Source organism: Klebsiella sp. X1-16S-Nf21, from assembly GCF_002837615.1.
GTDB classification, from domain to species: domain Bacteria; phylum Pseudomonadota; class Gammaproteobacteria; order Enterobacterales; family Enterobacteriaceae; genus Klebsiella; species Klebsiella variicola.
Genome location: NZ_PJDK01000014.1, coordinates 73,853 through 88,640, shown reverse-complemented (window position 1 = coordinate 88,640; position 14,788 = coordinate 73,853). Strand labels below are relative to the sequence as shown.

General features: G+C 56.3%; 12 protein-coding genes and 1 rRNA gene. 4 read left to right on the top strand and 9 right to left on the bottom strand.

Annotated elements, in window-relative coordinates:
• Nucleotides 1-87: ribosomal RNA gene (locus CW267_RS09135) — 16S ribosomal RNA — on the bottom strand; the annotation flags it as partial.
• Nucleotides 88-564: 477 nt separating this feature from the next.
• Between CW267_RS09135 and CW267_RS09125 the strand changes: the two genes are divergently transcribed.
• Complete coding sequence (locus CW267_RS09125) at nt 565-1,266, top strand: FadR/GntR family transcriptional regulator (protein ID WP_012543294.1); 702 nt, start codon at nt 565-567, stop codon at nt 1,264-1,266.
• A 12-nt stretch (nt 1,267-1,278) separates the two neighbouring features.
• Nucleotides 1,279-2,676: a multidrug transporter subunit MdtD gene (gene mdtD / locus CW267_RS09120; protein WP_008806705.1), complete on the top strand. Its 1,398-nt coding sequence runs from the start codon at nt 1,279-1,281 to the stop codon at nt 2,674-2,676.
• Here the strand turns inward: mdtD and rbsR are convergent.
• From rbsR to kup, 7 genes are all read right to left on the bottom strand, one after another.
• Nucleotides 2,673-3,665, bottom strand: coding sequence for a ribose operon transcriptional repressor RbsR (gene rbsR / locus CW267_RS09115; RefSeq protein WP_012543295.1), 993 nt, complete (start codon nt 3,663-3,665; stop codon nt 2,673-2,675). The two genes, mdtD and rbsR, sit on opposite strands and share 4 nt — an antisense overlap.
• Before the next feature lie 3 nt (nt 3,666-3,668).
• Nucleotides 3,669-4,601, bottom strand: coding sequence for a ribokinase (gene rbsK, locus CW267_RS09110; RefSeq protein WP_023340863.1), 933 nt, complete (start codon nt 4,599-4,601; stop codon nt 3,669-3,671).
• Between the two features lie 100 nt (nt 4,602-4,701).
• On the bottom strand, nt 4,702-5,592 hold the full coding sequence (gene rbsB / locus CW267_RS09105; RefSeq protein ID WP_008806708.1) for a ribose ABC transporter substrate-binding protein RbsB: 891 nt from the start codon (nt 5,590-5,592) through the stop codon (nt 4,702-4,704).
• Nucleotides 5,593-5,619: 27 nt separating this feature from the next.
• Complete coding sequence (rbsC, locus tag CW267_RS09100) at nt 5,620-6,585, bottom strand: ribose ABC transporter permease (RefSeq protein ID WP_044614190.1); 966 nt, start codon at nt 6,583-6,585, stop codon at nt 5,620-5,622.
• Between the two features lie 5 nt (nt 6,586-6,590).
• Nucleotides 6,591-8,096: a ribose ABC transporter ATP-binding protein RbsA gene (gene rbsA / locus CW267_RS09095; protein ID WP_012543297.1), complete on the bottom strand. Its 1,506-nt coding sequence runs from the start codon at nt 8,094-8,096 to the stop codon at nt 6,591-6,593.
• Between the two features lie 10 nt (nt 8,097-8,106).
• Nucleotides 8,107-8,526: a D-ribose pyranase gene (gene rbsD / locus CW267_RS09090; RefSeq protein WP_002882527.1), complete on the bottom strand. Its 420-nt coding sequence runs from the start codon at nt 8,524-8,526 to the stop codon at nt 8,107-8,109.
• A gap of 184 nt (nt 8,527-8,710) precedes the next feature.
• Nucleotides 8,711-10,579: a low affinity potassium transporter Kup gene (kup, locus tag CW267_RS09085; protein WP_008806712.1), complete on the bottom strand. Its 1,869-nt coding sequence runs from the start codon at nt 10,577-10,579 to the stop codon at nt 8,711-8,713.
• A gap of 217 nt (nt 10,580-10,796) precedes the next feature.
• Here kup and ravA point away from each other — a divergent pair, with 217 nt between their 5' ends.
• Nucleotides 10,797-12,296 (top strand): ATPase RavA, encoded by a 1,500-nt coding sequence (gene ravA, locus CW267_RS09080; RefSeq protein WP_016162028.1) that lies wholly within the window; start codon nt 10,797-10,799, stop codon nt 12,294-12,296.
• Nucleotides 12,293-13,741: an ATPase RavA stimulator ViaA gene (gene viaA, locus CW267_RS09075; protein WP_008806714.1), complete on the top strand. Its 1,449-nt coding sequence runs from the start codon at nt 12,293-12,295 to the stop codon at nt 13,739-13,741. The genes ravA and viaA overlap by 4 nt, the downstream gene beginning before the upstream one ends.
• 4 nt (nt 13,742-13,745) lie before the next feature.
• Here viaA and asnA read toward each other — a convergent pair whose 3' ends face one another.
• The gene (asnA, locus tag CW267_RS09070) at nt 13,746-14,738 is read right to left on the bottom strand and encodes an aspartate--ammonia ligase (protein ID WP_008806715.1); all 993 of its coding nucleotides are present in this window, start codon (nt 14,736-14,738) and stop codon (nt 13,746-13,748) included.
• Between the last annotated feature and the right edge of the window lie 50 nt (nt 14,739-14,788).

Below are 14,788 nucleotides of genomic sequence, written 5' to 3'. Positions count from 1 at the left end.
AGCAAGCTCTCTGTGCTACCGCTCGACTTGCATGTGTTAGGCCTGCCGCCAGCGTTCAATCTGAGCCATGATCAAACTCTTCAATTTAAGTTTGATGCTCGTGAATTAAACTTCGTAATGAATTACGCATGTTCACTCAGAGACTTGGTATTCATTTTTCGTCCGAGGACGTTAAGAATCCATGTCACTTTGAGTGCCCACACAGATTGTCTGATAAATTGTTAAAGAGCAGTGCCGCTTCGTTTTTCGCTGCGGCGCGGGGTGTGCATATTACGCTTTCCCGCCTCAGAGTCAAGCATTTATTTTTGCTTTTCTCTGCGAGGTTCTCACCGGAACCCCGCTGACCCGGCGGCTTGTTTGCCGTTGTTCCGTGTCAGTGGAGGCGCATTATAGGGAGTAATTCTGAGGTGACAAGGGGAAATTCAAAAAAACTTTTCAACCGTCTCTTTTTTCAACAATGCGGCGAGGAATGTCGCAAAAAACCGCCGTTTTGCTGTTTTAACCGACGAAACGGGACGCCCGGTGGCATACTGTTAGAGTAAAGAAAAGAAAGGAACGGCATTTATGTCTTTAAGCGCACAGCAACTGGCGGCACAAAAGAACATCTCCTGGGTACTGGCCGAGAAGCTCGCCCAAAAAATACTGACTGGCGAATATCAGCCGGAAAGCATTCTTCCCGGCGAGATGGAGTTGGGGGAGCAGTTCGGTGTGAGCCGTACCGCCGTCCGTGAAGCGGTGAAGACGCTAACGGCAAAAGGCATGTTGCTGCCTCGCCCTCGCATTGGCACCCGGGTGATGCCGCGCAGCAGCTGGAACTTCCTTGATAAGGAACTCCTGTCCTGGTGGCTAACAGAAGATAACTTCGAAGAAGTGGTGAGCCACTTTCTCGTCATGCGCAGCAGCCTGGAGCCACAAGCCTGTTTTCTCGCTGCCGCTAACGGCTCCGCAGAACAAAAAGCGCAGCTCAATACTTTAATGGAAGAGATGATTGCCTTGAAACGTCATTTTCAGCGCGATCGCTGGATAGAGGTCGATATGGCCTGGCATGAACATATCTATGAAATGAGCGGTAATCCTTTCCTCAGCTCATTCGCTTCTTTATTTCATTCCGTCTACCACACCTACTTCACGTCGATTACGCAAAATGAAGTAGTGAAGCTGGATCTCCACCAGGCGATTGTCGATGCCATTCTCAACAGTGATGCGCCAGGTGCCTTGCTCGCCTGCCAGGCGTTGTTGAACGCCCCTCACCCCGTAAATCAATAACAAGGAATTGGCATGAGCAGAAAAAAAGGGCGCAGTATGGCTGGCCTGCCGTGGATCGCGGCGATGGCCTTCTTTATGCAGGCGCTGGATGCCACCATTCTTAACACCGCCCTCCCGGCTATTGCCCACAGTCTTAATCGTTCTCCCTTAGCGATGCAGTCGGCCATTATCAGCTATACGCTGACGGTAGCGATGCTGATCCCGGTCAGCGGCTGGCTGGCCGATCGCTTCGGCACGCGCCGGGTCTTTATCATCGCTGTTAGCTTGTTCACTTTGGGGTCTCTCGCCTGCGCGCTCTCCAGCTCATTAATGGAGCTGGTCATTTTTCGGGTGATTCAGGGGATCGGCGGGGCGATGATGATGCCGGTGGCGAGGCTGGCGCTGCTGCGCGCCTATCCTCGCAGCGAGCTGCTTCCGGTACTGAACTTTGTGACCATGCCAGGTCTGGTGGGGCCGATACTGGGCCCGGTGCTCGGCGGGGTGTTTGTCACCTGGGCCAGCTGGCATTGGATTTTCCTGATAAACATTCCCATCGGGGTGATTGGCATTCTGTATGCCCGCAAATTCATGCCAAATTTCACGACGCCGCGCAGGCGCTTCGATATAACCGGTTTTCTGTTATTTGGCTTAAGCCTGGTACTGTTTTCCAGCGGTATTGAACTGTTTGGAGAAAAAATCGTGGCGACATGGCTGGCGCTGGCCGTGATTGCCGTCAGTCTGTTACTGCTCGTGGCCTATGTTCGCCACGCGCGCCGCCATCCGGCGCCGCTTATCTCGCTCTCTTTATTTAAGACGCATACTTTCTCAGTCGGCATTGCTGGCAACCTTGCCACGCGTTTGGGTACCGGCTGTGTGCCATTTCTGATGCCGCTGATGCTGCAGGTTGGCTTCGGCTATCCGGCCATTATCGCCGGCTGTATGATTGCCCCTACCGCTATCGGCTCCATTATTGCGAAATCTACCGTTACCCAGGTGCTGCGCTGGTTTGGCTATCGTAAGACCCTGGTGGGGATCACGGTATTTATTGGCCTCATGATTGCCCAGTTCTCGCTGCAGTCGCCAGAGATGCCGCTGTGGATGCTTCTTCTGCCACTGTTTGTGCTGGGGATGGCGATGTCCACGCAGTTCACCTCGATGAATACCATTACGCTGGCCGATCTGACGGATGACAATGCCAGCAGCGGTAACAGCCTGCTGGCGGTGACCCAGCAGCTTTCAATCAGTCTCGGGGTGGCCATCAGCGCTGCGGTGCTGCGCTTCTATGAAGGTTTTGACAATGCCAGCACGGTACAGCAGTTTCACTACACCTTTATAACCATGGGCGTGATCACCATCGTGTCGGCGCTGATGTTTATGCTGTTAAGAGCGAAAGATGGCCGTAATCTGATTAGCGAGCGGCACAAACGCTAAGCGGAGCCACGAACCACCAGCTCCGGCGTTAACTGAACGCGTTGCTGCTTTTGCTGCGGATCGGCCATTCGATGGATCAGCACATCGATGGCCAGTTCTCCCAGCTCATCTTTTGGCTGGTGAATGGTGGTCAACGGCGGTGTCATATAGCGTGCCAGCTCAATATCATCGTAGCCCACCAGCGCCATGTCCTGCGGAATGTGCAAACCGGCCTGGTACAACGCCTGATAAGCGCCAACCGCCATGGCATCGTTGCCGACAAATACCGCCTGCGGCCGCTGCGGCAAAGCCAGCAGCTGCTGCATCGCGCTAAACCCGCCGCCAAACTCAAAATCACTGGTCACCACGTATCCGTCGGCAACCGGCAGGCCGCAGCGCGCCATCGCAGCATGGTAACCTTCAAGGCGCAGACGCGCCGGGGTTTTATCCAGCGGGCCGGCAATACAGGCAATGCGCGAATGCCCCTGGTCAATCAGATACTGGGTCGCCATATCGCCACCAAGCAGCGAGTTATCCTGAATCAGATCGCTATCGCCATCAAAGGGAGCCCAGTCCATCATGACCGTCGGTACCGATGGATAGCGCTGCATAATTTCCGGAGAGGGCTGATGGGTCTCCGTGCACAGCAGCAGTAGTCCATCGACGCGTTTTTGCATTAGCGTCTCCAGATTACGATTCATTCGCTGCTCATCACCTTCCGTATTACAGAGTACGAGGCTATAACCCCGCTCAAAACAGCTGCGCTCCACGCCCCGCACCAGCTCCGAATAAAACGGATTGGTACTGGCAGTGATGAGCATGCCGATGGTACGGGTTTGATTAAGCTTAAGGCTACGCGCCAGCGCAGAGGGGGCGTAGTTGAGGCTTTTGATCGCAGCGTCTACTTTGGCGGTAATCGCCTCACTGACAAAGCGGTCCTTATTGATGACGTGTGACACCGTCGATGTGGAAACGCCCGCGACGCGGGCCACATCTTTCATCGTAGCCAAGCATTACCCCTGTTGCGCTAAAAATTCATCAATCTCTGTGCGCCACGGCACGGATGGCTGCGCGCCTTTGCGGGTCACGGCGATCGCCGCCGCGGCATGCGCAAAACGGATCGCTTCCGGCAGGGAAGTCCCTTCCAGCAACGCGGTTACCAGCGCGCCGTTAAAGGTATCGCCGGCAGCGATAGTATCAATGGCCTGCACACGAAAACCCGGGATCCGACGACTTTCGCCTTCGGCACTGAGCCAGACGCCGCGGCTGCCGAGGGTGATCATCACCGTACCAATGCCTTTGGCATGCAGCACGTCGGCGGCTTTTGCCGCATCCTCGTCGCTCTCAACGCGAATACCGGTCAGCTTTTCCGCTTCGGTTTCGTTGGGGGTAATGATATCCACCAGCGCCAGCAGTTCATCGGACAGTTCACGCGCTGGCGCGGGATTAAGCACCACGGTGGTCTGATGGTGATGGGCGATTTTCGCCGCCGCCAACACGCTCTCCAGCGGCGACTCCAGCTGCATTAACAGCGCCTGTGCGCTAGCGATACGTTCCTTTTCCGCCTCAACCTGGGAGACGGAAAGCGCCGCATTGGCGCCGGCATGAATACCGATGACATTCTCACCTTCGGCGTTAACGAAGATTAACGCCACGCCGGTCGCTTCCCCGGCGACTGCGCGCACAGGCGCCACGTCGATTTTATCGCTCGCCAGCTGGCGGCGGATGCGTTCACCGATGTCGTCATCGCCGGTGCAGGCGATAAACGCGATATCCGCTCCGCTGCGCCCGGCGGCGACCGCCTGGTTGGCCCCTTTACCACCGAAAGCCACCTGATAATGGTTGCCGGTGACGGTTTCGCCCGGCGTCGGGAAAGCGTCAAGGTTAAGAATGTGATCGGCATTGATACTGCCAAGGACGACAAGTTTGCCTGCAGTTTTCATCATTTCTGTTCCCGGGAAAGCGCGCCACCGGGATCCGGTGGCGCATGCCCTGCTTTTCTTTTTTTATATTGTCCCTCGGACCGTTGCCAGTCCGAATCGCATTTTACTGCTTAACGACCAGCTTCAGCTCAACCGGGTAGTTAGCTTCCACTTTTTCGCCCTTCAGTACCTTATCAGCCGTCTCAACGCCTTTCGCGCCGATCTGCTCCGGCAACTGTGCGACGGTCGCCGCCAGTTTGCCACTGTTTACTGCTTTTTCGCCATCCGGAGTGCCGTCAAATCCAACCACCATCACATCGGACTTGCCTGCGGTCTGCAGCGCGCGCAGGGCGCCCAGCGCCATTTCATCATTTTGCGCGAATACCGCCTGCACGTCAGGATGCGCGGTCAGCAGGTTCTGCATCACGTTCAGCCCTTTGGTACGGTCGAAATCGGCTGGTTGGCTGGCCAGGACGTTAAACTTGTGCGCCGCCACGGCCTGTTTAAAGCCTTCGCCGCGCTCGCGCGCCGCAGAAGTCCCGGCAATGCCCTGCAGCTCAATGACTTTCGCACTTTCACCCACTTTTTTCGCGATGTAATCGCCAGCCATTTTTCCGCCCTGCACGTTGTCAGACGCAATGTGGCTCACGACATCGCCTTTTGTGGCCTGACGGTCAAGGGTGATGACCGGGATTTTCGCCTGGTTTGCCATCTTCACGGCGTTGCCGACGGCATCAGAGTCGGTGGGGTTGATCAGCAGCAGCCTGGCGCCGCGCACCGTCAAATCCTGGACGTTCGCCAGCTCTTTCGCCGGGTTGTTCTGGGAGTCCAGCACCACCAGGTTGTAGCCCAGCTTGTCAGCTTCTTTTTGCGCGCCGTCTTTCAGCGACACGAAGAACGGGTTATTCAGGGTAGAGATAACCAGAGCGATGGTGTCTTTGGCCATCGCGTTTGCGCTGACGGTCGCACTTAGCGCAACAGCAGAGACCAGGGTCGCCAGTTTTTTCATATTCATAGTTAAGATGTCCTGTAGAGTTCTCAGTTACTGCTTTTTGTTATCTACCAGTACCGCCAGCAAAATCACCACCGCTTTAACGATCATCTGGTAATAGGAAGAAACGCCTAAAAGATTAAGACCATTATTCAGGAAGCCAAGGATCAGCGCGCCAATCAGCGTGCCGACAATGCGTCCTTTGCCGCCCGCGAGGCTGGTGCCACCGAGCACCACCGCCGCAATGGCGTCCAGCTCATAGCCCGTCCCCGCCGTCGGCTGCGCGGAAGAGAGACGCGCCACTTCGATGATCCCGGCCAGCGACGCCAGCATCCCGCACAAGGCGTAGACGATAATTTTGACTTTATTGACGCTAATCCCGGACAGACGCGTCGCCGCTTCATTACCGCCCAGCGCGTAAATATAACGGCCCAGGCGAGTATGGTGCAGCATGTACCAGGCCGCCAGGAAGACAATCGCCATGATCCATACCGGCGTCGGGATCCCCAGCGGACGCCCGATGCCAAACCAGCCAAACAGATCGGCGTTATCGCTAAAGCCGGTGTTGATCGGACTGCCGTTGGTGTACACCATGGTCACGCCGCGCAGCAGCAGCATCATCACCAGGGTAGCGATGAAGGCCTGCACGCGGCCTTTCGCCACAATCACCCCGGTGACTGCGCCGATCGCGGCACCCAATGCGAGGGCAGCAGCGACCGCCACCAGCGCATTAATCTCAATGCCAACAATCGACGCTGCCACCGCACCGGTGAGCGCCAACAGGGAGCCGACGGACAGGTCGATCCCCGAGGTCAGTATAACCAGCGTCATCCCTACCGCCATGATGGCGTTAACGGAGGTCTGTTGCAGGATATTGAACAGGTTATTGACGGTAAAAAAGTTGGGGCTCATGGTCGATACCACCGCGATCAGCACCAGCAGGGCAATCAGCGATTTTTGCTCCATCAGCCACGCTTTCGTGAAATAACGGCGACCAGTAACAGCCTGGGTTGTCATCTTTCTTACTCCTGATTCACACGGTTAAGCTTGCCCACAGCGGCAGCCATCAATACTTCCTGGGTGGCCTGCTCGCGTGTGAATTCACCGCCGAGATGCCCTTCATGCATCACAATGATGCGATCGCTCATGCCCAACACCTCCGGCATCTCAGAGGAGACCAGAATGATGCTCAGGCCATCGGCTTTGAACTGATTGATGAGCTGGTAGATCTCTTTCTTCGCCCCGACGTCGACGCCGCGGGTCGGTTCATCAAGGATCAGCACCTTTGGCCGGGTCATCAGCCCGCGGGCAATGGCGACCTTTTGCTGGTTGCCGCCGGAAAGCAGGCCGATTGCCTGCTCCATGGACGGCGTTTTGACGTTAAACAACCGAATGAAATCACTGACCGCCTGCTGTTCATCTTTATGCTTAAGGCTGCCGCCCGCCCGGCTGAAGTAGCGTAGCGCCGTCAGGGACATATTTTCTTTTACCGACATCCCGAGAACCAGGCCATCGCGCTTACGATCTTCGGAGATATAGACAATGCCGTTCGCCAGACCGTCCTGCGGCGAGCGGGTCACCACTTCATGGCCATCCAGCGTCACAGAGCCGCTGCTGCGCGGCAGCGCGCCGTACAGCACTTTCATCAGTTCGGTCCGTCCGGCGCCCATCAGCCCGGCGACACCCAGGATTTCCCCCTGGCGCAAGGTAAAGGTCACGTTTTCCACGCCCGGGCCGCAGAGATTATCGACCTTCAGGCGCACCGCGCCCGGCGCCTTATCGAGATGTGGATATTGATCTTCCAGCTTACGGCCGACCATCATCTCGATCAGTCGGTCCTCATCCAGCGAAGCCACTTCGCGCTCGGCGATAAACTGCCCGTCACGAAAGACTGTCACGTCGTCGCAAATCTCGAAGATCTCTTTCATACGGTGGGAGATATAGACGATGCCGCGCCCCTGCGACTTCAGTTCGCGGATGACGCGGAACAGCGATTCGGTTTCGGTATCGGTCAGCGCATCGGTCGGTTCATCCATAATGATGACTTTCGATTCAAAGCTCAGCACTTTGGCGATCTCCACCATTTGCTGATCGCCAATCGACAGATCGCCCACCAGCTTCTGGCTGTTAAAGCGGAGATTCAGCTTTGCCAGCAGCTTGTCGGCTTCGGCATACATCTGCTTCCAGTCGATTTTGCCAAAACGGTTAACAAATTCGCGACCAAGGAAGATGTTCTCGGCAATCGTCAATTGCGGGATCAGGTTCAGTTCCTGGTGGATGATACCGATCCCGGCTTCCTGGGAGGATTTGGGGCCGTTAAAGGTCGTCTCTTTGCCTAACCACAGCAAAGAGCCGGCATCACGGGTGTAGATCCCGGTCAGCACCTTCATCATGGTGGACTTGCCGGCGCCATTTTCCCCTACCAGCGCCATCACCCGACCGGCATAGACATTCAGCGCCGCGCCGGAGAGCGCCTTGACGCCAGGGAACGCTTTATCGATCCCTTTTAGTTGCAATAAGGCTTCCATGGCGGCGACCTCAGAACGTGACGCCGGCACAGAGAATGATATTCGCAAACGGGGAACACTCCCCGCTGCGAATTACCGCCTGACTGTCTGCGGTTTGTTTTTTGAACTGCTCATGGCTGGTGTAACGAATTTCAATGGTATTTCCCTGGTGCTGCTGCAGCTGCTCGAGGTGAGTGAGCAACGTCGCGTGGAGCTGCGGATTATGGGTTTTAATCTCTTCCGCGATAACAGCCGCTTCAACCTGCATTTCCGTCGTCACCACTTCCAGCACCTGCATAAAGGAAGGTACGCCCTGAGTCAGCGCCATATCAATGCGCGTGCTGCTGCGGGGAACCGGTAATCCGGCATCGCAGACCACCAGCGTATCGGTGTGGCCCAGGCGGGAAATGACCGCGGAAATATCAGCGTTAAGTACGGTGCCTTTTTTCATTTTTCTCTTTTGCTCCACTAGCGAAACGTTTCGCTAAAATAATTATTATCAATGTGTGAGCAGAAAACCATCACCAGAAGAGAGAAATGTGATCGCCATCGAAACGTTTCGCAAGACAGCGACAGGAGATGACAGCCGGAGTGAGAAACAAAAAGCCCTTCGCAATGGAAGGGCTTTTTTGACATCAGATTTCGACCTGGGTACCGAGCTCGATAACCCGGTTTGGCGGGATTTCAAACTGATCCGGCGCCCGCAGGGCGTTACGCTGCAGCAGCAGATAAAGCTTGCCGCGCAAGCGCAGATACCACGGTCGTTTGCCGATAATCAGCGACTCATGCGACATGAAGAACGAGGTCTCCATCATTCGGCAACTGAGTCCTTCCAGGCCACAGCGATGGAACACCTCTTCAACGTTCGGCGTTTCCCGCCAACCGTAGCTGGCCACCACCCGCCAGAACGACGGCGACAGCTGCTCAATCTGCACCCGGCGAACGTTATGCACGTAAGGCGCGTCTTCGGTGCGCAGAGTCAGAAGGATTACTCGCTCATGCAGCACCTTGTTGTGCTTCAGGTTATGCAGCAGGGCAAACGGGATCACGTTCAGGGCGCGGGACATATACACCGCGGTACCCGGCACACGCACCGGCGGTGACTTCTCCAGCGAAGAGATCATCGCTTCCAGCGAATTGCCATGCTCGTGCATTCGGCGCAGCAGGCGGAAACGTTCGCTCTTCCAGGTGGTCATCACCGTGAACATCACCAGCCCCAGGGACAACGGCAGCCAACCGCCGGAGACAATCTTATCGAGGTTCGCCGAAAACAGCGGAATATCGATACACAGGAAGGCCACCAGCATCAGGCCGACAAACAGCTTATTCCAGTGCCAGTTTTTGCGCGCCACCGTTGCCGACAGAATGGAGGTCAGCACCATGGTGCCCGTGACCGCGATACCATACGCCGCCGCCAGATTAGACGAATGCTCAAAGCTGACAATAACGATGACCACAGAAACGTACAGCAGCCAGTTAATGAACGGGATGTAAATCTGTCCGGACTCCATTTCCGAGGTGTGGATAATGCGCATCGGCGACAGATAGCCCAGACGCACTGCCTGACGGGTCAGGGAGAAGACCCCGGAGATCACCGCCTGCGAGGCGATAACCGTCGCCAGCGTGGCGATAATCAGCATCGGGATCAGCGCCCACTCCGGCGCCAGCAGGAAGAACGGGTTTTTAATCGCTTCCGGGTGCTTCAGCAGCAGCGCGCCCTGGCCAAAATAGTTCAGCACCAGCGAGGGCAGCACGACGGAGAACCAGGCCACGCGGATCGGCAGTTTGCCGAAGTGACCCATATCGGCGTACAGCGCTTCCACCCCGGTAATCGACAGCACCACCGCGCCGAGCGCAATAAAGGAAACCGTTTTGTACTGCAGGAAGAAATGCACCGCCCAGTAGGGGTTTAGCGCCTGAAGAACTTCCGGGTTAGCGTAAATGCTTCGCGCGCCCAGCACCGCCAGCAACAGGAACCAGATCAGCATAATCGGCGCAAACAGCTTACCGACCATGCCGGTCCCGTGCTTCTGGATCACAAACAGCAGAGTCAGCACGATAATGGAAATAGGGACAATCCAGGTATCAAGCTGCGGGGCGATAATTTCTAACCCCTCTATCGCCGACATAACGGAAATCGCCGGCGTAATCACCACTTCGCCATAGAAGAAGCTACCGCCGATCAGGCCGAGGATCACCAGTACGGAGGTCATTCGGGCCGAGGTATTACGTCCGGCCAGCGACATCAGCGTTAAGATCCCGCCTTCCCCGGCGTTATCCGCCCGCATCACGAACGTGATGTATTTAATCGATACGGTAAAGATCAACAGCCAGAAAATCAGCGACAAAAAGCCAAACACGGCGTCGCGTTCAACGCCAAAGCCAAACTGACCTGACAGGCATTCGCGCAAGGTATACAGTGGACTGGTACCGATATCGCCGTACACCACGCCGATGGCCGCCAACGTTAATGCCGGCAACGATTGTTTATTATCAGTGCTCATAGACTAGTCTTTTCGTTTATAAAACAAATGTGTGCCTAGTCCCTTGGCCCACAAAAAGCGCACAGTATGCACGATTATTTGCGAAATCGTACCCCTAACAGACACCATATTAACCTGGCTCAAAAAAAATAAATCGATTCTTCAGGCTATTACCGCCCCTGCTCTAACATCTATACTCGACCCAATAACGATACATGACAAAGCACGCAACTCAATTATGGCTCAAACACATTTACTGGCTGAAAGAATTTCCCGGCTCAGCGCGGCACTCGAAAAAGGACTCTTTGAACGCAGCCACGCGATACGCCTCTGCCTGCTGGCGGCGCTCAGCGGCGAGAGCGTTTTTTTGCTCGGCCCACCGGGGATCGCCAAAAGCCTGATTGCCCGCCGCCTCAAATTCGCCTTCCAGCAGGCGCGCGCTTTTGAATACCTGATGACCCGCTTCTCCACCCCGGAAGAAGTTTTTGGGCCACTGTCCATTCAGGCACTGAAGGATGAAGGCCGTTACGAACGTTTAACCGCCGGCTACCTGCCGGAAGCCGAAATCGTCTTTCTCGATGAAATATGGAAAGCGGGTCCGGCGATCCTCAACACCCTGCTGACGGCGATTAACGAACGTCACTTCCGCAATGGGGCGCACGAAGAGAAAATCCCGATGCGCCTGCTGGTGGCCGCGTCGAACGAACTCCCCGAAGCCGACAGCAGTCTGGAAGCGCTGTATGACCGAATGCTGATCCGTCTGTGGCTTGATAAAGTGCAGGATAAAGGTAATTTCCGTTCAATGCTGGTCAGCCAGCAGGATGAAAACATCAATCCAGTGCCCAGCGCGCTGCAGGTTAGCGACGAAGAGTTTACCCAATGGCAGCAGCAGATCGGCAATATCAAACTGCCAGACGCGGTGTTTGAGCTGATATTCCAGCTCCGCCAGCAGCTGGATGCCCTGCCAAATGCGCCGTACGTCTCGGATCGCCGCTGGAAAAAGGCCATTCGCCTGCTGCAGGCCAGCGCCTTCTTCAGCGGGCGCGACAGCATCGCGCCGATAGATCTGATCCTGCTGAAAGATTGTCTGTGGCACAACGTCGAGAGCATGAACCTGATGTCGCAGCAGCTGGAAACGCTCATGACCTGTCACGCCTGGCAACAGCAGGCGATGCTGACGCGGCTGGGGGCCATTGTCCAGAGACGCATTCAGATCCAACAGCAGCAAAGCGACAAAACGGCGTTGAAGGTCACCCGCCTTGGCGGGATGTTTAGCCGCAAACCGCATTATGAATTGCCGGCGGAGATCCAGGGGACCACCCTGACGCTGCTGCTGCAGCAGCCGCTCAAACTTCACGATATGGAAGTGATCCACATTACTTTTGAACGCGAGGCGTTAGCCAACTGGCTGGAAAAGGGCGGTGAGATCCGCGGTAAGCTCAACGGGATCGGCTTTGCCCAACTGCTCAATATGGATGTCGACACCAGCCAGCACCTGGTCGTCCGCGACGTCAGCCTGCAGGGCTCACGCCTCGCGCTGCCCGGTAGCGCATCGCAGGAGAACATGCCGGCAGAAATTCGCCAACAGCTGGAGGCGCTCGATGATGAGTGGCACCAGCAACACAACCGCTTCAGCGAGCAGCAAAAGTGTCTGTTTATCCCGGTCGAGTGGCTGGGAAGAATCGAAGCCAGCCTGCAGGACGTCGGCGCGCAGATTAAACAGGCGAAGCAGCCATGACGCTCGATATGCTGAATGTCATGCTGGCAGTCAGCGAAGAGGGAATGATCGAGGAGATGCTTCTGGCGCTGCTGGCCTCTCCTCAGCTGGCGGTGTTCTTTGAGAAATTCCCCCGCCTGAAAAACATCATCGCGGCGGATATTCCACGCTGGCGTGAAGCCGTTCGCGCCCGTTTGAAAGAAGTTAACGTCCCGCCGGATCTGGACGCCGAAGTGCAAACCTATCAGCAGGCTCAGCTACTCTCTACCTCGCAGTTTATCGTCCAGCTCCCGCAGATCCTCGGCAAACTGCACCAGCTACAGTCTCCTTTTGCCGCTCAGGCGCAGAAGCTGGTGGATGACAATGCCACCTTTACCCCGGCGTTGCATACGCTGTTTTTACAGCGCTGGCGCCTGAGCCTGGTGGTGCAAGCCACCAGCCTTAACCAGCAGTTGCTGGATGAAGAACGCGATCAGTTACTCAGTGAGGTCCAGGAACGAATGACGCTCAGCGGTCAGCTCGATCCGGTACTGGCGGAAAATGACACTGCCGCCGGGCGTCTGTGGGATATGAGCGCTGGCGAACTCAAACGCGGCGACTATCAGCTGATCGTGCGCTATGGCGATTTTCTCAACCAGCAACCGGAGCTACTGCAGCTGGCGGAACAACTCGGACGTTCACGGGAAGCGAAATCGGTGCCGAAGAAAGACGCCCCGATGGAAACCTTTCGCAGCCTGGTGCGCGAGCCGGCGACAGTACCGGAGCAAGTCGACGGCCTCCAGCAGAGTGACGACATTCTGCGGCTGCTGCCGCCGGAGCTGGCGACGCTCGGCATCACGGAGCTGGAGTTTGAATTTTATCGCAAGCTGGTGGAGAAGCAGCTGCTCACCTACCGGCTGCATGGCGACGCCTGGCGTGAGAAAATCACCGAACGCCCGGTAACGCGGCAGGATTTTGATGAGCAACCGCGCGGGCCGTTCATTGTCTGCGTCGATACGTCAGGGTCGATGGGCGGTTTTAACGAGCAGTGCGCTAAGGCCTTTTGTCTGGCCCTCATGCGCGTCGCGCTGGCTGATAACCGTCGCTGCTTTATTATGCTGTTCTCCAGCGAAGTGGTGCATTACGAACTGACCAGCGAGCGCGGGCTGGAGCAGGCGATCCGCTTTTTAAGCCAGCGCTTTCGCGGCGGTACCGATCTGGCCAGCTGTTTTCGCGCCATCATTGAACGTCTGCAAAACCCGCAGTGGGTGGATGCGGATGCCGTCGTGATCTCTGACTTTATCGCCCAGCGGTTGCCGGATGAGGTGATTGCTCAGGTGGGGGAGTTACAGCGTAAGCACCAGCACCGTTTTCACGCGGTGGCGATGTCGGTACACGGCAAACCCGGCATCATGCGCATCTTCGATCATATCTGGCGCTTTGATACCGGGCTGCGTAGCCGCCTGCTGCGACGCTGGCGGCGCTAATTCATTACAGCAGCGCGGAAACGCTTTCGCGAACCTGCGCCGGCCATACGCCGCACTGCACCTGGCCGATATGGTCAAGCTGCAGCAGCAGCATCGTCAGACGAGACTGGCCAATGCCGCCGCCGATAGTCTGCGGCATCTCGCCGCGCAGCAGCGCCTGGTGCCATTCAAGCTGTAGGCGATCTTCATCGCCAGTCACGGCCAGCTGGCGCTTCAGCGCTTCGGCGTCAACGCGGATCCCCATTGAGGAGATCTCGAAAGCATCTTCCAGCACCGGGTTCCAAACCAGGATATCGCCGTTCAGACCGGCAAAGCCTTCAGAAATCTCTGTGCTCCAGTCATCATAATCCGGCGCACGCACGTCGTGGCGCTTACCGTCAGACAGTTTGCCGCCGATACCAATTAAGAAGACGGCCCCCAACTCTTTGGCAATGGCTCGCTCACGGCCTTTGGCATCAAGATCGGGATAGCGGCTCAGCAGCTCCTGGCTGTGAACAAAATGGATCTGTTCCGGCAGAAAAGGCTTCAGGCCAAATTCCTGGCTGACCGCCAGCTCGGTAGCTTTGATCCCGGCGTAGATCGCCTCGACGGTTGCCTTCAGCGTGCCGACGTGACGCTCTTCATCGCCCATCACGCGCTCCCAGTCCCACTGGTCAACATAAACGGAATGGATAGGCGTCAGACGGTCTTCATCGGGGCGAAGGGCCTTCATGTGCGTGTACAGCCCTTCGCCCGCGCTGAAGTCGTGTTGTCCCAGGGTTTGACGCTTCCACTTCGCCAGCGAATGAACCACTTCGAACTGGGCGTCGGGCAGTGTTTTCACTTTTACCTGAACCGCTTTCTCGCAGCCGGACAAGTTATCCTGCGTCCCATCGCCCACGCGGCTTAAGATTGGCGCCTGGACTTCAATCAGGCCAAGCTTCTCTTCCAGCTGACGGGAAAAGTGGGATTTAACGAAACTGATCTGGCGTTGTTTTGCGATATATGCGGTTTTCATTTTTATAACTCCTGCGTCCTGTTGCCATTGATTAAGCAACAAAACAGGGC

What these genes read in the sequence shown, in the direction of transcription:
- kup (WP_008806712.1), bottom strand. Translation starts at nt 10,579, where the DNA reads ATGAGCACTGATAATAAACAATCGTTGCCGGCATTAACGTTGGCGGCC.
- CW267_RS09125 (WP_012543294.1), top strand. Translation starts at nt 565, where the DNA reads ATGTCTTTAAGCGCACAGCAACTGGCGGCACAAAAGAACATCTCCTGG.
- asnA (WP_008806715.1), bottom strand. Translation starts at nt 14,738, where the DNA reads ATGAAAACCGCATATATCGCAAAACAACGCCAGATCAGTTTCGTTAAA.
- rbsD (WP_002882527.1), bottom strand. Translation starts at nt 8,526, where the DNA reads ATGAAAAAAGGCACCGTACTTAACGCTGATATTTCCGCGGTCATTTCC.
- rbsC (WP_044614190.1), bottom strand. Translation starts at nt 6,585, where the DNA reads ATGACAACCCAGGCTGTTACTGGTCGCCGTTATTTCACGAAAGCGTGG.
- rbsA (WP_012543297.1), bottom strand. Translation starts at nt 8,096, where the DNA reads ATGGAAGCCTTATTGCAACTAAAAGGGATCGATAAAGCGTTCCCTGGC.
- mdtD (WP_008806705.1), top strand. Translation starts at nt 1,279, where the DNA reads ATGAGCAGAAAAAAAGGGCGCAGTATGGCTGGCCTGCCGTGGATCGCG.
- rbsK (WP_023340863.1), bottom strand. Translation starts at nt 4,601, where the DNA reads ATGATGAAAACTGCAGGCAAACTTGTCGTCCTTGGCAGTATCAATGCC.
- viaA (WP_008806714.1), top strand. Translation starts at nt 12,293, where the DNA reads ATGACGCTCGATATGCTGAATGTCATGCTGGCAGTCAGCGAAGAGGGA.
- rbsB (WP_008806708.1), bottom strand. Translation starts at nt 5,592, where the DNA reads ATGAATATGAAAAAACTGGCGACCCTGGTCTCTGCTGTTGCGCTAAGT.
- ravA (WP_016162028.1), top strand. Translation starts at nt 10,797, where the DNA reads ATGGCTCAAACACATTTACTGGCTGAAAGAATTTCCCGGCTCAGCGCG.